Origin of the sequence: Ancylobacter defluvii, from assembly GCF_018390605.1 — a bacterium.
GTDB classification, from domain to species: Bacteria; Pseudomonadota; Alphaproteobacteria; order Rhizobiales; family Xanthobacteraceae; genus Ancylobacter; species Ancylobacter defluvii.
Genome location: NZ_JAHBGD010000005.1, coordinates 263,633 through 282,713, shown reverse-complemented (window position 1 = coordinate 282,713; position 19,081 = coordinate 263,633). Strand labels below are relative to the sequence as shown.

Genomic DNA, 19,081 nt, shown 5'->3' with positions numbered 1-19,081 from the left:
AGCAGCGGCTCCAGCGCCTAAGGATGCAGCAGTACCGTCGTCTGCACGAGCCGCGCCTTCAGCCAATCCGCGAAGGCCTGGATCGCCGGATTACCGGCACGGGCGCGCTCGGTGACGAAGTAATAGGAGCGACTGGAGCGGATCGCGAGGTCGAAGGGGCGAACGAGGCGACCGGTGTCCAGCATGTGCCGGCAGACGAAATTGTCGCCGATCGCGATGCCCTGCCCGGCGATAGCCGCCGCCAGCACGAGGTTCATGTCGGAGAAGATCACACCGTGCTCGACGCTCGGCCCGACAATTCCGGCGGCCGCGAACCAGTTGAGCCAGTCGCCGAGGCCATCGAGATGCAGCAGCACTGTACGAAAGACGTCGACAGGCTCGCTGAGGCCGCCGATCTGGTTGAGCAGCGCCGGACTGCACACCGGCATGAAATCCACGGCGCTGAGCAATTGCACCGAATGGCGCGGCCAGTCGCCGTCGCCATAGGCGATGAAGGCATCGACACCCGGCGCATCGACATCTTCGAGCCGTTGCGGCGTCACCACCCGCAAGGTCACATCGGGATAGAGCTGCTTGAACTCGGCGACGTGGGTGCAGAGCCAGAAGGAGGCGAAGCCCGGCGTCGAACTCACGGTGATGGCGCCCTGCAACACGCCGCGATCGCCATATTGCACGGCGGCGTCGGTGAGCACGGTGAGCGCCTTGCGGACATCGGCAGCGTAGCGCTTGCCCTGCGGCGTCAGCGTCACCCCCTTGCCGGCGCGCTGCAGCAGCACGAAGCCGAGATCCTGCTCCAGGAAGCGCAGTTGATGGCTGACGGCGCTGCGGGTGATGTTCAGTTCCGCCGCCGCCTGCCAGACGGTGCCGTGCCGGGCAAAGGCCTCGAGCGCACGCAGGGCTTGGGTGGATGGCAACCGCATTGGATACTCGTCTCGATATGCGTCCCTGACGGCCGCATCGGAATCTGGAAAGGGCTTTCCTCATCGGAGCGATCAACCCTAGCTCCGTCAAGGAAAGGCATTACCAACGCCGGCAAGACGAATGCGCCGGCAAGACGAATGCGCCGCCGAGCCGCGGCGCGATCATCCGGCACCGAGTCGCGCGCTGAAACGGCTCGAAGCGCCCGTTGCAACGCCCTTCATTGGAACGGACGCCCTTCTCGCAAGCCGTTTCACCAATAAGGTCGGGCTGGCAGCCGAAGTGTAACGCACACGTTGCGAACGGGCGCCGCTCGCAGGCCGGCAAAGGCCGGCGGCTCGACGGACGAAATCGCCGTGATCATCGACCACACAACCCTAGCGGAGGTGGAGCGGCATACTCCCGGTAGCGGCTCGCCCGGCTGTGAAGCGGATGGTCGGCTGGAAGCAGAACGCCACCCAGTCAGCCCGCGGAAGTTGGGAAAATGCCCAGAAGCCGAAAGAGGCGGCAAACCCCGAAAAGCCGGGGCGGCGCGCCGCGGACCGTAAGCGGTCAGCAACACGAAGCGACCGAGCCTAATGAACTGGACGGCGGGATCGGCGGTGGAGACGAAGATCGCTTGCCTTCGCTTACCCGCCGCCTTGTCCTGCCACCCGTCACCGGCCTGTTGCCCGGCAACTAACCTTTGGCCACCTCCGGGCTTACTTCAGCCCGGCAAGCGAGCGTGCCTTGGCAACCGCCCGCATGCAGCCTGCCTCGTCACCGGCCGCTTGCAGGTTTTGCGCTTCATTCAAGGCCCCTTCCGGCCCCGAGACAGGCGCTTCGAGGCCTGCTGCCGCGAGCGAGCCCGGCGTCGGGTCATGGGAGTCCTGTGCCGCGATAGACTGTTGCTGCGTCTGTGGCTGAGCGGGTTTCGGCAATACCTGCTTCAGCTCGCTCTGCGTTTTCGCGATGGCCTCGACGCACTTCTCCCAATTCTGGGCAGCCGCCGGCCCTGTAGCGGCGATGCCCACAGACATGACCAATCCACAGAATATGGACAACCTCGAAAAGGAGCCGGTGAATGTGTGTGCGGCCGTCATGGCGTCATTATCCCTGGTCTGCGTCAGATGGTGCAAGGCACGATGCTCGAAGCCGGATCGCCGTTCCAAACCGCGCCGTCATCGAGCCGGCGAGAAGACCGGTGCCGGTCCCAATTACCTATTTACCTCGGCTGATCTCCGGCAAATCGAAGCTCCGCCAATCCGGCACTTCCGACACGTCGGGGAATTCCACCCCGAACGGCCGAGTGGCGTCAATGCCCACGGAAGATGAATAGCCGCCGTCGGTATAGGGATCGAGCGGCGCCGTCGCGGTGCGATCGACGACGAACACATCCTCGCGCGGCTTCACCCGGAACGACATTGCCCATTCCACTTCCGATGATTTGCGGATGTCGATGTCCGGATCGACGACCACCACCCATTTCGGGTGAAGGTTCGAAGCCATGGCCGCCAGGATCGCGTGCCGCGCCTCGCCCTCGTAGCGGGGCGCCATCGCGATCACGACATAGGTCTGCACGCCACCCGAACTGGTGATCGAGAGGTCGGAGATCGTCGGGAACTGGGCCCGGAGCTGACGCAGGATCGACACCTCGAACGGGATCTGCTTGAGAACATGGTTCTCGGTGATCGGCTTGCCGGTGAGCAGCCCCTGAAAGATCGCATCCCGGCGATGGGTGATCGCGGTCACCTTGGCGGTCGGCTTGAGCGAGGCGGGCGTGTAGTAGCCGGTATATTCGCCGAGAGGCCCTTCCACGCGCTGATCGTCCGAATCCACCACGAACTCGATGATGAACTCCGCATGGGCGGGCACCTTCAGGGTACTGGTCACGGCTTTCACAAGCTCGACGGGTTCGCCGCGCAGTCCACCCGCGACGAACCAGTCGTTGGTGGCATCACCGGACTGAACCTGGCAGGAATATGCGATGATGGGATCGACGCCGATGACGATCGCACCATGCAACGGGACCTTCCGCGCCACGGCCTTGGCAATGTTCTTTCCGAAGCGGTGGTTGGGGGCGGAGAACACCCCCAGCGTGTGCGCATCGTGCAGCTGGAAGCGATAATTGCCGATATCCGGCACGTCGGTGTCGGGGTCTTCCGAGACCACGATGCCGGCGGTGATATAGGGGCCGCCATCCTTCGGGCTGTAAGTCGGCACAGGAAGTTTGGTGAGATCGATATCATCGCCGGTCAGGACGATCTCCTGGCACGGCGCCGGTCCGTCGAAATCGACAGGAGCGATCGGCGTGTCGATGCCCTTGGCCACGCGATCGTGAATGGTATCCTCGGTCGATTCGAAGGCGATCAGCGCGAGGCGGCGGTTGCCATACAGGCCGGCGACCAGCGGAAACTCGGTGCCGTTGTCCTTGAACATGAGCGCCGGGCCCTCGACCGAGCTGTTCTTGGCAAGGGCCTTCGCAACGTCATACTGCAAGGCAATGGGCCGCGTAATATCGACGAGTTCGCCGGACTGCCTTAAGGTCGAGAGGAAAGCTCGCAGGTCTTTATAGGGCATGATCCACCGTTCTCACCTGTCGCTGGTGCGTGATTAATGCGCAGCTTTCCTTTCAAGGTAAAGACAGAGGATATCCGCGCCGCACTGCGCGTCGGCGTGTCGGTGGGCGTGCCTCTTCTGGCGCTGTACGCGCTCGGGCAGATTCATTTTGCCGTCTATGCGGCTTTCGGCGCGCTGGCCTCCCTCTATGGCCACAGCGAGACCATTCAGCGCCGCGTCGAGACCCAGCTCGTAGCGGGCGCCGCGCTTGTCGCCACTCTCGCCGCGGCGGCGGTCTATTCCGCTACGCAGGGGCCCGAATGGCTTTTGTCCCTCATGCTGCCGATCGTGGTGGTGGGGACGGGAACGCTCGGCACGGTGATGGGATGGGTGCCGCGCGGCGAGATCTTCTTCATCCTGGTGCTGCTGGTGATCGCCGGTATTCCGTTGACGCCAAACGAGTTGCTGCCGGCCATCGCCGTGGGCACGGGCGGGGCGGGATTCTCGGTCCTGCTGACACTGCTGGAGCCGAGCAGCACGGTGGACACCCGCACCCTCCTGTATGGCGTGCGCCGGCGCACGCAGATCGGCTCGGCGGCACTCGACCGAACCCGTCACGCGATCGTGATCACCCTCGCGGCGCTGGCCGCGACGGCCGCCTGGCTGCTCGCTCTGGCTCTCGACATCGGCCATCCTTTCTGGGCGCCCATTGCGGTAGCAGCGTTGATGCCGGCTCTCACGCCAGCAGATGCCATGCGCCGGACGATCCACCTGATGATGGGCACGCTCGGCGGCGTCGGCATCGCCGCGGTGCTGTTCATGCAGGAGCCCGGCCCCCTCGCCCTCATCCTCATCATCGCGCTGTGTCAGGCGGTCGCGGAGCTATTCTTGGCCCGGAATTATGGAGTGGCCCTTCTGTTCATCACGCCGCTGGCGATCGGCATGAGCAATCTTGGCCGCAATCTCCCCTGGTCTCCGTTGTTGATGGAGCGACTGGTTGAGGCAGGGCTCGGAGCGGCCATCGCCCTGGTGGCGATCATCATCGGCAGCATGGTCCTCACCAACATTACCGCGCCGCGTATCAACAGCGAGACCTGAGCGTGTCTCCCCCGAGCGGAAATCGCCAACGCAGTTCAACACATTTGCGCGCGGCAGGGTCGCTTGCCTTGCGCGCGCCATTCGGATCAGTATCTCGCCACGCCAAGGGAGGGCCAAATGGCCGGTGCACATTCGCTGAAGCATGAGATCTACATTTCCACCGACGCAGAAAAAGTAAGAAAAGCGCTAAGCACCGCCGAAGGCTTGCGCGGATGGAATACTCCGGGCGTCGAGGGAAGCGGCGAACTCGGAACGCTTTGGAATTTGAAATATTCTGGCCGACCTGAATTTTCCTGGCGCATAGATCGGGACGACCCGGAAGAAATTCTCTGGACCTGCACCAAGGGCCCCGGCGACGCCGTCGGCACCACGGCGACTTTCTCCTTTGGTTCGACTGAGGATGGACGGACCCGCGTTCGCGTCACCCATGGCGGCTGGCCCCATGACGAGGCCAATTTCATCAAGTGCAACACCATCTGGGGTGTGCTGATGGATCACCTGCGCGAATACGCCGAATCCGGCGTGTCGGACCCGGCCTTTTCCTGAATCCGACCTGGAGATTCCCTCACATGGCGTCCCAGCAGTCGCTTCCTGATTTCGTACGGGACATGGAAGCTGCGGGCTTTCTCGTCCGTATCACCGACGAGATCCGCGTCGACCAGATTCCCACGACTCTCGAGGCCAACCCGACCAAGGCCGTCCTGATCGAAAAGATCAAGGACTGCGAGTTCTCGGTCCTCGCCAACGCCTATTCCAACCAGGACATGTATGCCTGGGCCATGGAGTGCGACAGGACGCAGACCGGCCGCAAGATGGTCGAGAAGGCGAAGTCGCGCGCCAAATGGGAAGTGGTCGATACCGCGCCGTGCAAGGAAGTCATCCTGAAGGGCGACGAGGTCGACCTGACCCGGCTTCCGCTGTTCCTGCACCATGATCGCGACGGCCATGCCTATACAAACGACAACCTGTTCATCTCGAAGCACCCGGACACCGGCGTCTATGACTGGGGCATCTACCGCTCCATGTTCCGCTCGAAGAACGAGAAGTCGGTCGACATGACCTGCACCTCGCACCGCCAGCGCATCCACGCGATGGCGGCGGCGGCGAAGGGGCAGAATCTCGAGGTCGCCATGGTCATTGGCGGCCCGATCCTCGACAAGATCTCGGCGCTGGTGGGTGTGCCCGGCGACACCGACGATTTCGAGGTACTCGGCGGCTTCTACGGCGCGCCGGCCAAGATGGTGAAGTGCGAGACCATCGACGTGATGGTGCCGGCCAATGCCGAACTCGTCCTCGAATGCGAGTTGATGGCTACCGAGGGGCTGAACTTCGACGAAGGCCCCTACGGCGAGTTCACCGGCATGTATGGCGGCGGGATGAAGCACAATTATCGCCTCAAGGTGAAGGCGATGACGTTCCGCAAGAACCCGATCTACCAGCATTGCACCATTGGCGGCATGCACCCCTGGTACACCGACAACATGTTGCAGCTTCCCGCCATCGAGGCTGACCTCTATGGCGCGCTGCGCCTTGCCGGCATCGATGTGGTCGAAGTGCGCAGCCCGGCCGGCGGCCTGTCGAACATCGCCTATGCCAAGATCCGGCCGCTCGGCGCCGGCGACGCCAAGCAGGCGCTGGGACTGATGCTCACCTGTTCCAAGCAGGGGCTGCCCAAGGTGGCGATGGTGTTCAACGACGACGTCGACATCTGGGACGATCAGGCCGTGCTCGCCGCCATGGCATTCCGCTACATGCCGGATCGTGACACCGTCATGATCAAGGACTGCAACACCATGACGGTCGATCCGAAATGCGCGGATCCCGGCGTCGCCTCGAAGATCGGCATGGACTGCACCAAGCCGATGGGCGCCGGCTGGAACCCGGACGAGTTCATCAAGAGCGCGGTGACCGATCTCGGCGAGCCGCCGGCCGATCTCACGCCGATGACCGAGGATGAGATCACCCGCGAGATGGAAGCCTTCATTGGTGCGGAACCCCGCGCATGGCTCGATATCCTCAAGCATTTCCACGGCCAGCCCTACAAGCTGATCTACGGGGCGTTCGGCGGCCTGCGCCACAAGCTCGGCCGCATGAACGACGCGCCGTGGTACCGCTACACCCTCTCCGACCGCCCCTTTGCCTTCGAGGCGAAGCCGGCAGCCCTGTCGAACTTCGACCCCCGGCATGTCGGCTCGACCCTCGCATGACGGCGCAAGGAATCTGACCATGGGGAAAGCACCCCGACGCATGGTGGTGGGAATCACCGGCGCCACCGGCATCGTCTATGGCGTGCGGCTGCTGAAGGCGCTTCGGGAGTTGCAGATCGAGAGCCATCTCATCGTCTCAAAGGCGGGGGAGATGACGCGCGCCTATGAGACGGACATGTCTTCGGAGGAGTTGCGCAGCCTCGCGGATGTCGTTTATTCGCCGAACGACATCGCGGCGCCGATTTCCAGCGGTTCCTTCCGGACGATGGGAATGATCGTGGCACCGTGCTCGGTGCGCAGCATGAGCGACATCGCCCATGGGGTGACGTCCGGCCTCATCAGCCGGGCGGCGGACGTCTGCCTGAAGGAGCGCCGCCGGCTCGTGCTGATGCTGCGGGAGACCCCCCTTCACGCCGGCCACCTGAAGAGCATGCTGGCGGTCACCGAAATGGGCGGCATCATCGCGCCGCCGGTCCCGGCTTTCTATTCGCGTCCTCAGTCCCTGGACGACATGGTCACTCACACGATCGGCCGGGTCCTCGATCTGTTCGATCTGGACCTGAAAGCCTTCCCCCGCTGGGGGGAGGAGGACGACGGCTCAACAGATGGATCGACTTCGCTGACAGCCGAGCTGACGACAGGCCAATAAGCCACCGTGGCAATCCCGAGGGCGGATCGGCAATCGGAGACAAACAAGCTGACTGTCTCCATGCGCGGATCGGTTCCACCTGCACACGCAACGCGCAGCGTCTCGCTCGACGATGCCGGCACTCCGCTGCGGGGATCGTCTTCAGTCCATGCTTTTCACCAATCACTGGAGCCCTTGCATGCACTTCGCCCTGACCGCCTATGACCGCCCCGGCGCCCTGCCTCTGCGCCTCGAGGTCCGCCCTGAGCACCTCGATTATCTCCGCGCGATAGCCGGCAGCATCGTCTTTGCCGGCCCGATGCTTGACGCGGAAGGCAAGCCCTGCGGCTCGATTATCGTCTACGACGCGGAGGACAAGGCGGCGGCGGAGAAGCTTGTGAACGACGACCCGTACAGCAAGGCCGGGCTGTTCGAACGAGTAGAACTGAAGGGCTTCCGGGTTGTCGTGAAAGACGGAGTGGTGAACGCGTGAGGGGCAACGCGCCCCTCACGAAGCACCCTTGCCGGAACTGGATCTGCCGCGAGTGAAAGCCTCTCGCCAGTTGCCGGCGGTGATGTGTCAGTTGTCTTACAGGGACATCGGCCAGATCGGCGCAATCGAAGCGGCCTGACGTCAAACGACAATGCCTCTGAGGAGCCTCTCTCCTGCCCCTCAGGGTGCAGCGCCTCCAAATACCGGCAGTTCAAACCGCCGATGAACGCGAACTCCGCAACGTTCCGGCTGGAGACAGAAACAGCGCTATCTCGGCGCGGACGATCGGCGTGGAGGTCAGGACACCGGCATAGGTATCGGCATTCTGAAGGTTTTGGGGCCCGCATGCCGATGGACCGGCGGGGCTGCGGATGCCGCGCGATTTACGCGGCCACCGAACCGCCGATTTCGCGCGCCCTCACCTTGATCCGCTCCCGGATGCTGGCCGGCAGTTGCCGCGCCGACTTCACGCGGGGCAGATCCATCTCGGCAATGGTCTGCTTCGGCTCGCCATAGAGCGCCTCGAACTCGGCATAGTTGTCGAACCGGCGCCGGGTCACATTGTCCACGAAGGTCTCCGCGGGAACACCCTCGGCGAGCACCAGCGCATGGTCCTCCAGCTCGATATGATAATAGGTGAACCGGACCTCTGCCGGCCTATGGCGCATCACTGACGTGCCATTGACGAGCGCTCCGGCCTGGACAAGCATTCCATCGATCAACAACGCATGGTCCGGCGATACGAACAGATCGTATCGAGGCAGGTTGTCATCGAGAGCGCCTGCGGCGATCTGGATCGGCCACACGCGATCCGGCTCCCCGAAATGGCGATGCATGGTTTGGCGACCGATCCAGCGCACGGGCCGCGCCGCGCCGGAGACGGTGAGTACCAGATCCCCGATGACGAGATCTTCCACCAGGCGCTCGCCCTCGGGTGACGCGATGCGGGTGCCGGCGAGAAAACACATCGGGGCAACAAAAGCGCCGGTCGATGCATCGACATAGGCGTCTGGATCTTCCGCGATCAGCTCCGCGAGGCTCTGGTCCATATTCTCAAGGTTGAACGTGACGCTGCCTGCGGCGTCATCGCCATAGATGAGGACGGCATTACCCGTGTCGGCATCATAGACGAAGCTGGCATAGGTCAATCCAGCAACGTTCAGCGAGTCCCCATAGCTAAAACCATTCACCGTAAAGCTGGGCTTCCCGGAGCCGGAGGACGTAAATTCATAGGTGAAGCTTCCCGCCTCTTCGCCGATGAAATCCACGGAATGGCTGCTCAATATTTCATAATTGAAGCTGCCGGGATGAACGGTGATGCTGGATGCATCACCGACCTCGTAGCGCAGGCTGCTGCCTACCGACAGGCTCAAGCCGTTCTGCCAGATATAGAGATTGGCACCATTGATCGCTTCGAATGTCGTATGCGCCAGCACATCGACGCCCAAGCGAGTGAATACGACAGACGCATCGATGCCATCGACGATCAGCGTATAGCTTTCGCCGATATTCACGATGTCGATAGTGGTGGCGGAATTGGGATCATACCCGACCGACCCCGAGCCTACGGTCTTGTCGGAGTCGCTGAGGTCAATATTGATCGTTGCCATAGTTTCCTCCCATGCGTCGTAGCGGGAGGTCACACCTCACCCCACCCGATTTGGCGTGCGGCACATGATCCATTTGGGTGATGCTGAGGCAACTAATTATCGAGAAATGATCCATATTTGTTTCGAATATGTGATCTTTTTGACACCATCATAGTCTTCCTCCCCGGCACGCCGCCTTCCCTCTCTCCTCGCCCTTCAGGAAGGACGGCCCCTCTCGAAGTCCAAGCCCCCCTCCTGACGGGTCCGGCCTTCAGGGAACGGCCGGCCTCGATCAGGAGAGAAGTCACCCTCAGAGGGATCTCAGGGGATGGTTGGCGATCGCCTGCGCGATGGCGGCTTCTTCGCTCCCATGATCGAGACATGAGAACAAAAATCGAACGACTATATCCCGATGCGGAATGAAAAAGACCGTGCAAGGTTGGAGGGCGCGTCCGGCCGCCGCGCTTTAATGAACCCCACCTGCCGTGACTAACGAAGTGAGGTTCAAGAAATGTCGTCCCCGTTCACCCGCCTCGATGCCGACACCGCAGAAATGCTCGACCGTTGCATGACCAAAATGCAGAAGGTTGCAGCCACATTGGAGAGCAAGGGTGACGGCCCGGACATCTGCGCGCGCCTCGCCTTGGCTCTGATCGAAGCCACGGGGCATGGCGAGCGGGACGAGGAGCACCTGATGGATTTCGCCTTGAGAGCGCTGCCGGCTTATCGCGAGCGGCATGTAGCCCGCTGAGCCTGCCCTCTCAGTCTTATCGATGGAATGATCTGGCCACCGACATCATCGAGCAGATGCCCTGCTTGGCGAGGCGAATGCCGCGAACCTGCCCTGCCTCCGCAAATGGAGAATCTGGGCCGTCAAACCCACAATGAGAATGACGAGAAGACTGGCTTGGGAGCCGAGGAGAAGCGGCGAGTTCAGATCGGTGACCAAGGGGTGTCCGTCCGGAACACGGCGCAGGATTTCGGTAACGGTCGGCAACATCAGCAGAAACGCCGTCAGGCTGAGCAAGATCGTTTCGAGGTACTTGCCCGCACGCCCGAAACTCGAAATGCGGCCAACGCCATATCCGGCGAACAGCAGCAGGATCGTCACCGCGCCAATGCCGTAGCTGACCGGCTCATGCGCGACGAGAAACACTGTTGTCGCGCCGATCAGCATCGAGACGAAATAAACGACGCCGGGCACTGAGCGCGGCACAATCCGTCCGTGGCGGGCGAACATATAGATCGCCAGTGGAATAGCGGGCAAGCTGCCGAGCGTATGCACCCAGCCGAGGGGTGAAACTCCAAACATATCGGTCTCCTTTTAGGTTCGGTCAAATTCTTCCAACTAGTAGGTAGCCAAAGAGAGCAAGCTTGGCGGACGGCTTCAAAGGTCAAACCCGGCCGCGATGGCCGAGCACTTCATGCCAATCATGAACGCATCATGCCCGGACCACTCGACGAGGGGCGGCCACCGCCGACCTTCGATTCCTGAGGCTATGAAAGGTTCAACTCGTTCAGTCCCGTACGCAGTAATGCTCGATGGATGTCGGATCCATCTATTGGCAAAAGGTCCGTTTCTCAGCCATCCAGCGCTGATAGCGCCGTTCGAGTTGCCAGCACCTCACCATGGCGCCGTGTTCCCAGTATCCCGTCCATACGCTGCGCTCTCGCAAGACGCGCGGCAGGTTAGTAGCGGCACTTGGCAGATGGAGATGTGACTAGTTCATGGACACTAGCTTATTTCAAGTTCCACCTGTCTTGAAATCCAAACCTATTGAGCTACGGGCGCTCACCTTGCTCCCTTCAGCTTGATCACGAACGCGATCATTGCGCCTCGTGGCTTTCATCACAGGGAATTCGCAAAGCGAGCCGCACCAGGAGCTGACCTGTAACGACAGCGAATATCTTCGGATCACCATAGGCCCGCGCCGAAAGCATCGCGCCGTGAACCGTCGCCATGAAGGCTTCGGCCTCGGCACGAGGGCTACTCGTCAGTCGAAGCTGGCCCTGCTGCATGCCGCGCTCCAGCACAGATGTCAGCCACTCCGACAGGAAACGGAAATGCGCGCGGACCTCAAGGCCAACCGCCTCGGGCAGGACGGGGAGCTGGCTCGCCAACAGCGCGCAAACACAAAATGGAGCGCTGGCGTCGGCGATGCAGGCTTCCCAATACCCGACATAGAATCGAAGCTGATCAAGCGGGTCGGACACCTGAAGTTCAAGCTTCGCCACCCCCGCTTTAGCTTCTTCCCGATACCGCGCCACCAGCGTTCGAACCAGATCGAGCTTGCTGGGAAAATGGTGATGGATGCTCGCCTTACGAATGCCGACCACATCCGCGATGTCGGCGTAACTGAAGCCGTTGTAGCCGCCAGCGACGATCAGAGAGCGCGCGCAAGCAAGGATGTCGTCGGAGGTGGAAGTCAGATTGCCCATGCCCATACCTACCTTCTAGTAGGCAGTCTGTCAAATCCCTTGAGGAGAGCAGCGCACCAGGCAAGCAACCCTTCCTGCCGAGGCATTCAGGCAAGCTCGCCAAGATGCCGGCGCACCCATTTGGCTTCCTCCGATGCCGTACGTCGGAAATGTCGCTTGAAGTCACGGCTGAACTGGGCGGGGCTGGCGTAGCCGACCGATGCCGCGACCTCCGCGATCGTCCTGTCCTGGCGCGCGATCATCAGGCGTGCCTCGTGGAGCCGCATCGCCTTCACATATTGCATCGGGCTGCTACCCGTCAGAGCCTTGAAATGGACGTGGTAGGAGGGAACGCTCATGCCTGCTTCACTCGCCAGCGCGGCGACCGCGATCTGCGAGGCGTAGGTTTCTCGCAACCGGGCGAGGCTCTGCACGATCCTCCCGGACCGGCCCCGCTGCTGCAGGGCCGAGATCATCGCCCCACCCTGCGGGCCGACGAGCACCCGGTAATGCAATTCGCGCAGGATGCTGCCTCCCAGAACCGCGAGTTCGACAGGATCGCGCAACGCCCGCAGGAGGCGCAGCACGACATCCTCGATACTCGGCTCCATTCGGCTCGATACCAGCCCCCTCACCCGGCCGGCCGTCGGCTCGGAACGTCCCGCGCTCACTTCCGAGGCGATTTCGGCCGCCAGACGCATGTCGAACTCGACATAGACCGCCAGCAAAGGCCGTGCTGCGCTGGCCACGGATTCCATTCGGAATGGAACGGGAACCGACACGGCGAGATAGTGCTCCTCGTCGTAGAGATAGACCTCTCCCTCGAGCAGGCCCTGCTTGCGACCTTGCAGAACGAACACCGCGCCCGGCTTGTAGAGCACGGGGATGTCGTGAAGGAGCGCCTCGGTCCTGAGAATCCGGACTCCCTGTAGCGCTGTCGGATTGTAGCCATGGCAAGGGGCAAGGAGCCCCGCCAGTTCCACCAGCTCGCGACGCTCCGGCCTCTCGCTGTCCGCCTTCATAGGATTTGGCAAGGTATTCATAGTTTTTACAATCGATGACCGCCCCTCCGAAAATTATCTGTCATGGGCACGGCCCCATCAAGGAGAGAGCCCCAATCATGGCACCGAAGATTTTCTTCATCACCGGCGCGAACTCCGGCTTCGGCTTCGCAATCGCGGCAGCCGCGATCCGCCAGGGCCATAAGGTCATCGGCACCGTCCGCTCCGAACAGGCACGGGCGGCTTTTGCGGAACGCCTGCCGGCAGCGCGATCCGTTCTGTGCGACGTGACGGAGTTCGACCGGATGGCCGACGTCGTCGCTCAGGCCGAAGAGGATCATGGACCGATCAACGTACTGATCAACAATGCCGGCTACGGTCACGAGGGGACACTGGAGGAGTCGCCTCTTGAGGAGATGCGGCGTCAGTTCGACGTCAATGTCTTCGGCGCCGTCGCGGTCGCCAAGGCCTTGCTGCCACGGTTCCGCGAAAGGCGCAGCGGGTTCATCGTCAACGTAACCTCGATGGGCGGTATGATCACCATGCCCGGCATCGCCTATTACTGTGGAAGCAAATTCGCGCTTCAGGGCATTTCGGAGGTCATGCGCGCGGAGATGGCACCGTTCGGCGTCCACGTAACGGCCTTGTGCCCCGGCTCCTTCCGGACGGACTGGGCCGGACGCTCGATGATCAGGACCGAGCGGTCAATCGCCGACTACGACGCGCAGTTCGATCCGATCCGTCAGGCACGGCAGGCCAGGAGCGGCCAGCAGCCTGGCGATCCCGACAAGCTTGCGGCAGCCGTTCTGCGTCTGGTCGAGTCCGACAACCCGCCGCCCCAGCTCCTGCTTGGCAGCGACGCCCTCGGATTGGTGTCGGATAGGATCGAGCGCCTCAAGCAGGAGATCGAAGCCTGGAAATCCGTGACCGCGTCAACCGATGCCTGAAAGTGCGGCTCAATACGGATCAGGCCGTCGCCACGCGCGGAGATACGGCCGTCAACCGGCAGCAGGGGCCATTCGCGAACCTGGCGGCCGCGGATCAGATCTGTCGCACGGCATCGCCTGCATGGGTTAATATGTCCTCTTCACGGAGCTCGCCACAGATGCCGGCCAGTGAGGTCCAACCAGTCGCGCTATCAGGCGAACGCCTGCAGGTGACGGCGCTGTTCTACGACATCGTCGGATCGGTGGAGTTGATCACCCGCCTGGATCCGGAAATGGTCGCGACGATACAACGGGCGCTGCACAACGAGGCGATAGCGGCGATTCATAAGTTTGGCGGCACCGTCCAACAATTGCAGGGCGATGGGGGGTGCGCCTATTTCGGCATTCCAACCGCTCAGGAAGATGCGGCCGAATGTGCCGTCAATGCCGCCCTGGACCTCATTGCCCGCTGCAAACTACTGCAACATGAGCAAGGCGAGCGTCTGAAGGTCCGGGTTGGCATTGCCACCAGCATGGTGGTCGTGGCCGCAACCCGAGGCACCAGCCTGCCCGGCCAGATCGAGGTGATCGGGATCGCGCCTGCCCTTGCCGCCCGCATCCAGACAGATGCCGCTCCGAACAGCGTCGTCGTTGCCGATTCAACCTATCGCCTGACGCACGGCGCATTTGAATTCGAGCCCCTCGGAGAACATCTCCCGAAGGGCTTCTCCGAGCCGGTCAGTCTTTGGAGAGTCGCGGCGCGCCGACCGACAGCCGACCGCTTCTCGGCAAGCCGCCGCGTCGGCGCCCCGCTCATCGGCAGGGAGAGAGAGCTCGCATTCTGTCGCCAACACTGGGCATCGGCGCGCGAGGGTAAGGGACGGCTCGTCGCGATTCACGGAGAAGCCGGCATCGGCAAGTCGCGGTTGGTCGCCGAACTTCGAAACGACATGTCGGCATCCGTCCCCGTCATCGTACTCCAATGCAAGCCACGCGGGGATATCCGTCCTCTTCACCCATTTCTGGACCATCTGGAACACGAACTCGGAGCCGCGGCCGGCGGCGCCGAACTGAACGCACATGTCCACGCCTATCTTCGCAGCCAACAACTCGACCTATCGGAACAAGACGCAGAGACCATCGCGTTTCTCTACCGACAACATATCGGCTTGCAGGCACCGGCATCGGTCGACCTCGGCCTTGCGGCGGAGGAAAGCCGCGTCCGGTGCCAGAACGCGATGCTGCGCCTTCTGTGTGGACGAACCTATCCGTGCTTGATCGTCATTGAGGATTTCCATTGGGCCGACAGCCTTACCGCGACGGTCGTGCAACGGCTTCCGGCAGCCATCGGTGCTCTGCCCATACTGGCAGTGGTCACCGCTCGCGATGAAACGGGGCTCGATGGCATCGAAGGCGCCAACCTCTTCTCGCTGCCGCTGTCCCACCTCGACGCCAACGCGACGTCGCAGCTTTGCCAGTCGATCTGGGGAGCCGACACCCCCAACGATCTTGCCGCCTTTGTTCATCAGCGGAGCGACGGCGTCCCGCTATTCGCCGAGCAGCTGACCTGCCTGCTCATGGAAACATCGGACAAGCATCCGGCCACCTCCCCCTCATCTTCGATCGATTGGAACCAGGCCCTCCCCTCCGGTGCCATTTTGTCGTTGCAGGATCTCGTCGCGGCCCGTCTATCGACCCTTGGCCCGTTGCGCAGGCTCACCCAGGTCGCCGGGGCCATCGGGCGCGAATTCGATCTCGACCTCCTTGGCCGCCTCGTGGATTCCGAAGCCTTGGCGCTTCCGCTCCAACAAGCTGTGCGACAACTGGTGCAGGCCGGTATCTTCTCTGCCGGGGCCGCCGAGGCAGAGGGAACCTACCGCTTCCGACATGTGCTGATCCAGGAGGCCGCCTATGAGAGCTTGCTGAAGGTCGAACGACGTCAGTTGCAGGCGCATATCATCCAGCTCGTCACCTCTGGAGAGGTCCCGCCTCTCGCGGACGACATGCTCGCCTGGCATTACGAGCAGGCCGAGCGACCGTTCGATGCGGCGCGATGCGCGATAAGCGCTGCGGCAGGGTGCATTGCCCGTTCGGCAATGATCGAAGCGGACCGGCTATTGAATTTCGCCCAACGGCAGCTGGAGCAGATGGCTCCGGATATCGCCCATGCATTGCAGTTGGACCTGCTGTCGGCTCGCGGCCCGGTGGCGGCGGCTCTATTCGGCAGAGGCTCGCCACAGGCCAGTGCGGTGTACGATCAGGGTGTCGCGCTTTGCGGCACGTCGGCGGCGCAGGATCGGGCGAGATGGTTCCCGCTTTACTGGGGCTGGTGGTTCACCGCACCGAGCTACGAAGCTCAGAAGACCCGCTCGGATATCATCGTCCGCGACCTTGAGAAGACCGCCGATCCGGAGGTGCGCCTGCAATCGCTCCACTGCGCGTGGGCGACCAATTTCGACGCCGGCCGGCATGCCTACTGCCTCGATTGCATCAAGGCCGGACTGGCGCTCTACGACGAGCATCGCGCCCGCCTGGGCAGCTTCCGCTATGGCGGCCACGACGCCAGGGTGTGCGGCCTCGGCGAGCGCGCCCTTGCACTGTGGTTCACCGGAGACGAGGCGGGTTCGGCCCGCTCCATGAAGGAGGCGCTCGACTGGGCCGAGCGGCTCGCTCATCCCGACAGCGTGTTCCACGCACTCGACTATGCCGTCGGGTTGTCGCGCTACCGGCATGACCTGCACGGCGCGCTCTCGGTGGCCGGACGCATGCGCGCCATCGCCGAGGAGCGGTCGCTGCCGGGCGGACGGGCCAAAGCAAAGCTCTTCGGGGGCTGGGCCCGCGCCCTGCTCGGCGACGAGAAGCAGGGCCTCGCCGAGTTCAACGAAGGCTTCGCCCTGCAACGGGAAATCGGCACGGAGGAGAACCTGCCGATCTATCACGACATGGAGGCCGAACTGCTGGCGCAGGCCGGCCTATTCGATGAGGCGCTGGCCATCATGGACCGGGCGATCGCCGGCAGCAGCCAGAGCGGGCAAGTCTTCTGGCTACCGGAACTCTATCGACGCCGGAGCCGCCTGCGCCACGCGCTGGGGGCGAGCGCCGAAGAGGCTGCCGCCGATCTCCATCGCGCCATCGAACTGGCGGAGAGCCACGCCGCCGCGGCGCTCGTCTCGCGAGCCCGGGCGGATCTCGGGCAGCTCGGCCTTCCTGATGTTCCACCACCATGATTGCCGGCGATCCGCTCTCGCCCGCCAGCCTGATCGTCTCGCTGGCGCATGAGCGCGCGCGGCCGGCCTTGTCGCCAGCCGAGATCAATGCACGCACCGCAGCCCTGGTGCGCGGCGTCCTGGACCGGCGGCACCGCTTCGGCATCACCCGCCTTGGCTCGATAACGCGGCTCGATCGCACCGGCATCGTGGTGACGCAAGTGGTACGCCCGCTTGCCCTGTCCAATGTCGTCTCCCAAGGCAAGGGTCTCGATCCCTGGCGTGCGGCCGCCTCGGGATTGATGGAGGCGCTGGAGAGCTGGGCCGGCGAGCAGATCGAGCCGGCGCGGCTCACGACGCGGGCCGCCATCGACATGAAGGGCGACCTGCGCCGACTCTATGCCGGCAGCCTCGTCCATCGCGGCGATCCGGGATGGGACCGGATCGCCCTGCGGTGGATCGACGGCTGGGACCTGTTCACCGATCGGTGCCTGCCGGTGCCGGCGGCGCTGGTGGACACCGTCTATACCTACCCTTCGCCGCACCCGGTGGCGTTTCCGCGCACGACGACCGGGCTGGCGGCGGCCGGAACGCTGCATGGCGCCATCATCCATGCCGGTCTCGAGGTTCTGGAGCGGGCCGGCGTCGCGGCTGCCGCACGCGAGCCGCACTTCTTCGACCGCTCGCAACTTGCTTCCTCAGCCATCGACTGGCCGCTGTCGGCGCACGTGCTCGCCCGCCTCGACGAGGCCGGGCTCGTCGCCGGCATCTGGCGCGTGGAGGCGGAGCACGGCCTTCCCATCTATTGGTGCCATGTCGTCGAGAAGGAGGGGACCGAGGAAGTCGCTCCACTGCCCGGCGAGGGGTTCGGCTGCGATTTCACCCATGATGCCGCCCTGGCAAAAGCGCTGATGGAGGCCTGCCAGGCGCGGGCGACGGCAATAGCCGGCGCGCGGGAGGATATCACCCGCAGCTTCTACCCCGAGCGGCACGATCGCCGCCGCCTTGATGGATGGCGCCGCCAAATTCTCGCGCGCACCTGCCCTTCCTCGCCGCCACGGGAGGTGATGGCACCGGGAGGCGCGCCCGAGGCGCTCGACCGCCTGCTGCGGGCACTCGAGCGGGCCGGCGCCCATGCGGCGCTCGCCGTGCCGCTGTTCCACCTCCCCGACCCGGAAATCTACGTCATCCGCCTGGTCGTGCCGCCGCTGCGCCATGTCCCAGTTGGGGTGGCCTGATGACATCGCGGGAGGACATCGTCGTGTTCCTCGGTCCCACGCTGCCGCGGGAGCGGGCGATGGAGTGCCTGGAGGCGACCTATCTGCCGCCCGCCGAACAGGGCTCGCTGGTCCGGACCGTGCGGGCGCTGAAGCCAAGGCTGGTGGTGCTGATCGACGGCAGCTTCTCCCGCGTGCCCGCCGTCCGGCACAAGGAAATCCTCTGGACCCTGGCGCAGAATATCCCGGTGATTGGCGCGGCGAGCATCGGCGCAGTACGCGCGGCGGAACTGGGGCCTGTCGGCATGCAGGGCCATGGCCTGATCTATCGCTGGTACCGCCGCACGCCCTTCGCCGACGATGACGAGGTGGCGGTGGCGATGATGCCTGCCGAACTCGGCGCCGCGCCGCTCAGCGACGCCCTCATCAACATCCGCCTGACATTGGGTGCCGCCCGCCGCGCCGGCATCCTCTCCGAGGCGCTGCGGCGTGCCATCGAGACCGTCGCCCGCCGCACCTACTTCATCGATCGGCTCTATGCGCCCATCATCGCCTCGGCACGGAGCGTGCTGCCGGCGGAGACCCATGCCGAGCTCGGCCGCTTCGAACGCTGGTGGCCCGACAACGCCATCGACCAGAAACGGGCCGACGCCATCGGCCTGCTACGGCGGCTGGCGGCAACGCCGGGCTTGCCAGGCCCGCCGGCCGTGCGGCCGGCCTTCCGCCTGACCGAAGCCTGGGCTCACGACCTCGACGCCGCCGGCCTTCTCACATCGGACATCGCGGACGTCCCGTAAGTACAATCGCGATCATGACAGCGACGGTACAGCATGACAGGCTGT

Annotated in this window: 17 protein-coding genes; 10 read left to right on the top strand and 7 right to left on the bottom strand. The window is 63.6% G+C overall.

Annotated features, from left to right (window positions below; genetic code table 11):
• Positions 1-17 precede the first annotated feature (17 nt).
• The 3 genes from KHC24_RS03935 to KHC24_RS03925 all read right to left on the bottom strand — a co-directional run bounded on the left by KHC24_RS03935 (position 18) and on the right by KHC24_RS03925 (position 3,477).
• Positions 18-920, bottom strand: coding sequence for a LysR substrate-binding domain-containing protein (locus KHC24_RS03935; RefSeq protein WP_213359525.1), 903 nt, complete (start codon positions 918-920; stop codon positions 18-20).
• A gap of 699 nt (positions 921-1,619) precedes the next feature.
• Positions 1,620-2,000: a hypothetical protein gene (locus KHC24_RS03930; protein ID WP_213359524.1), complete on the bottom strand. Its 381-nt coding sequence runs from the start codon at positions 1,998-2,000 to the stop codon at positions 1,620-1,622.
• Between the two features lie 118 nt (positions 2,001-2,118).
• Entirely contained in the window at positions 2,119-3,477 is a 1,359-nt protein-coding gene (locus KHC24_RS03925; protein ID WP_213359523.1) for a UbiD family decarboxylase, read from the bottom strand.
• 36 nt (positions 3,478-3,513) lie between these two features.
• On the opposite strand from KHC24_RS03925, the gene KHC24_RS03920 reads away from it, so the two are divergent.
• The 5 genes from KHC24_RS03920 to KHC24_RS03900 all read left to right on the top strand — a co-directional run bounded on the left by KHC24_RS03920 (position 3,514) and on the right by KHC24_RS03900 (position 7,882).
• The gene (locus KHC24_RS03920) at positions 3,514-4,554 is read left to right on the top strand and encodes an FUSC family protein (protein ID WP_213359522.1); all 1,041 of its coding nucleotides are present in this window, start codon (positions 3,514-3,516) and stop codon (positions 4,552-4,554) included.
• Positions 4,555-4,671: 117 nt separating this feature from the next.
• Positions 4,672-5,100: an SRPBCC family protein gene (locus KHC24_RS03915; protein WP_213359521.1), complete on the top strand. Its 429-nt coding sequence runs from the start codon at positions 4,672-4,674 to the stop codon at positions 5,098-5,100.
• 23 nt (positions 5,101-5,123) lie between these two features.
• Entirely contained in the window at positions 5,124-6,761 is a 1,638-nt protein-coding gene (locus KHC24_RS03910) for a UbiD family decarboxylase (RefSeq protein ID WP_213359520.1), read from the top strand.
• 19 nt (positions 6,762-6,780) lie between these two features.
• The gene (locus KHC24_RS03905; protein WP_213359517.1) at positions 6,781-7,410 is read left to right on the top strand and encodes a UbiX family flavin prenyltransferase; all 630 of its coding nucleotides are present in this window, start codon (positions 6,781-6,783) and stop codon (positions 7,408-7,410) included.
• A 178-nt stretch (positions 7,411-7,588) separates the two neighbouring features.
• On the top strand, positions 7,589-7,882 hold the full coding sequence (locus tag KHC24_RS03900; protein WP_213359515.1) for a YciI family protein: 294 nt from the start codon (positions 7,589-7,591) through the stop codon (positions 7,880-7,882).
• Between the two features lie 383 nt (positions 7,883-8,265).
• Here KHC24_RS03900 and KHC24_RS03895 read toward each other — a convergent pair whose 3' ends face one another.
• The gene (locus KHC24_RS03895) at positions 8,266-9,492 is read right to left on the bottom strand and encodes a Hint domain-containing protein (RefSeq protein WP_213359513.1); all 1,227 of its coding nucleotides are present in this window, start codon (positions 9,490-9,492) and stop codon (positions 8,266-8,268) included.
• Between the two features lie 490 nt (positions 9,493-9,982).
• Between KHC24_RS03895 and KHC24_RS03890 the strand changes: the two genes are divergently transcribed.
• Positions 9,983-10,222 (top strand): hypothetical protein, encoded by a 240-nt coding sequence (locus tag KHC24_RS03890; RefSeq protein ID WP_213359511.1) that lies wholly within the window; start codon positions 9,983-9,985, stop codon positions 10,220-10,222.
• A gap of 45 nt (positions 10,223-10,267) precedes the next feature.
• On the opposite strand, the gene KHC24_RS03885 is transcribed toward KHC24_RS03890, so the two are convergent.
• From KHC24_RS03885 to KHC24_RS03875, 3 genes are all read right to left on the bottom strand, one after another.
• Positions 10,268-10,783, bottom strand: a complete 516-nt coding sequence (locus KHC24_RS03885; protein ID WP_213359508.1) for a hypothetical protein — start codon at positions 10,781-10,783, stop codon at positions 10,268-10,270.
• Positions 10,784-11,298: 515 nt separating this feature from the next.
• Positions 11,299-11,910 (bottom strand): TetR/AcrR family transcriptional regulator, encoded by a 612-nt coding sequence (locus tag KHC24_RS03880; protein WP_213359506.1) that lies wholly within the window; start codon positions 11,908-11,910, stop codon positions 11,299-11,301.
• Between the two features lie 86 nt (positions 11,911-11,996).
• Positions 11,997-12,932, bottom strand: coding sequence for an AraC family transcriptional regulator (locus KHC24_RS03875; protein ID WP_213359504.1), 936 nt, complete (start codon positions 12,930-12,932; stop codon positions 11,997-11,999).
• A gap of 77 nt (positions 12,933-13,009) precedes the next feature.
• Between KHC24_RS03875 and KHC24_RS03870 the strand changes: the two genes are divergently transcribed.
• From KHC24_RS03870 to KHC24_RS03855, 4 genes are all read left to right on the top strand, one after another.
• Positions 13,010-13,837 carry an oxidoreductase gene (locus tag KHC24_RS03870; RefSeq protein ID WP_213359502.1) on the top strand — a complete coding sequence of 276 codons (828 nt, stop codon included), beginning with the start codon at positions 13,010-13,012 and terminating at the stop codon, positions 13,835-13,837.
• Positions 13,838-13,995: 158 nt separating this feature from the next.
• Positions 13,996-17,043: an ATP-binding protein gene (locus tag KHC24_RS03865; RefSeq protein WP_213359500.1), complete on the top strand. Its 3,048-nt coding sequence runs from the start codon at positions 13,996-13,998 to the stop codon at positions 17,041-17,043.
• Positions 17,040-18,260, top strand: coding sequence for a YcaO-like family protein (locus KHC24_RS03860; RefSeq protein WP_213359497.1), 1,221 nt, complete (start codon positions 17,040-17,042; stop codon positions 18,258-18,260). The genes KHC24_RS03865 and KHC24_RS03860 overlap by 4 nt, the downstream gene beginning before the upstream one ends.
• Positions 18,260-19,036: a TfuA-like protein gene (locus tag KHC24_RS03855; protein ID WP_213359494.1), complete on the top strand. Its 777-nt coding sequence runs from the start codon at positions 18,260-18,262 to the stop codon at positions 19,034-19,036. Before KHC24_RS03860 ends, KHC24_RS03855 begins: the two co-directional genes overlap by 1 nt.
• Positions 19,037-19,081 lie beyond the last annotated feature (45 nt).

What these genes read in the sequence shown, in the direction of transcription:
- KHC24_RS03870 (WP_213359502.1), top strand. Translation starts at nt 13,010, where the DNA reads ATGGCACCGAAGATTTTCTTCATCACCGGCGCGAACTCCGGCTTCGGC.
- KHC24_RS03930 (WP_213359524.1), bottom strand. Translation starts at nt 2,000, where the DNA reads ATGACGGCCGCACACACATTCACCGGCTCCTTTTCGAGGTTGTCCATA.
- KHC24_RS03925 (WP_213359523.1), bottom strand. Translation starts at nt 3,477, where the DNA reads ATGCCCTATAAAGACCTGCGAGCTTTCCTCTCGACCTTAAGGCAGTCC.
- KHC24_RS03935 (WP_213359525.1), bottom strand. Translation starts at nt 920, where the DNA reads ATGCGGTTGCCATCCACCCAAGCCCTGCGTGCGCTCGAGGCCTTTGCC.
- KHC24_RS03875 (WP_213359504.1), bottom strand. Translation starts at nt 12,932, where the DNA reads ATGAATACCTTGCCAAATCCTATGAAGGCGGACAGCGAGAGGCCGGAG.
- KHC24_RS03900 (WP_213359515.1), top strand. Translation starts at nt 7,589, where the DNA reads ATGCACTTCGCCCTGACCGCCTATGACCGCCCCGGCGCCCTGCCTCTG.
- KHC24_RS03865 (WP_213359500.1), top strand. Translation starts at nt 13,996, where the DNA reads ATGCCGGCCAGTGAGGTCCAACCAGTCGCGCTATCAGGCGAACGCCTG.
- KHC24_RS03880 (WP_213359506.1), bottom strand. Translation starts at nt 11,910, where the DNA reads ATGGGCAATCTGACTTCCACCTCCGACGACATCCTTGCTTGCGCGCGC.
- KHC24_RS03885 (WP_213359508.1), bottom strand. Translation starts at nt 10,783, where the DNA reads ATGTTTGGAGTTTCACCCCTCGGCTGGGTGCATACGCTCGGCAGCTTG.
- KHC24_RS03890 (WP_213359511.1), top strand. Translation starts at nt 9,983, where the DNA reads ATGTCGTCCCCGTTCACCCGCCTCGATGCCGACACCGCAGAAATGCTC.
- KHC24_RS03855 (WP_213359494.1), top strand. Translation starts at nt 18,260, where the DNA reads ATGACATCGCGGGAGGACATCGTCGTGTTCCTCGGTCCCACGCTGCCG.
- KHC24_RS03915 (WP_213359521.1), top strand. Translation starts at nt 4,672, where the DNA reads ATGGCCGGTGCACATTCGCTGAAGCATGAGATCTACATTTCCACCGAC.
- KHC24_RS03895 (WP_213359513.1), bottom strand. Translation starts at nt 9,492, where the DNA reads ATGGCAACGATCAATATTGACCTCAGCGACTCCGACAAGACCGTAGGC.
- KHC24_RS03910 (WP_213359520.1), top strand. Translation starts at nt 5,124, where the DNA reads ATGGCGTCCCAGCAGTCGCTTCCTGATTTCGTACGGGACATGGAAGCT.
- KHC24_RS03920 (WP_213359522.1), top strand. Translation starts at nt 3,514, where the DNA reads ATGCGCAGCTTTCCTTTCAAGGTAAAGACAGAGGATATCCGCGCCGCA.
- KHC24_RS03905 (WP_213359517.1), top strand. Translation starts at nt 6,781, where the DNA reads ATGGGGAAAGCACCCCGACGCATGGTGGTGGGAATCACCGGCGCCACC.
- KHC24_RS03860 (WP_213359497.1), top strand. Translation starts at nt 17,040, where the DNA reads ATGATTGCCGGCGATCCGCTCTCGCCCGCCAGCCTGATCGTCTCGCTG.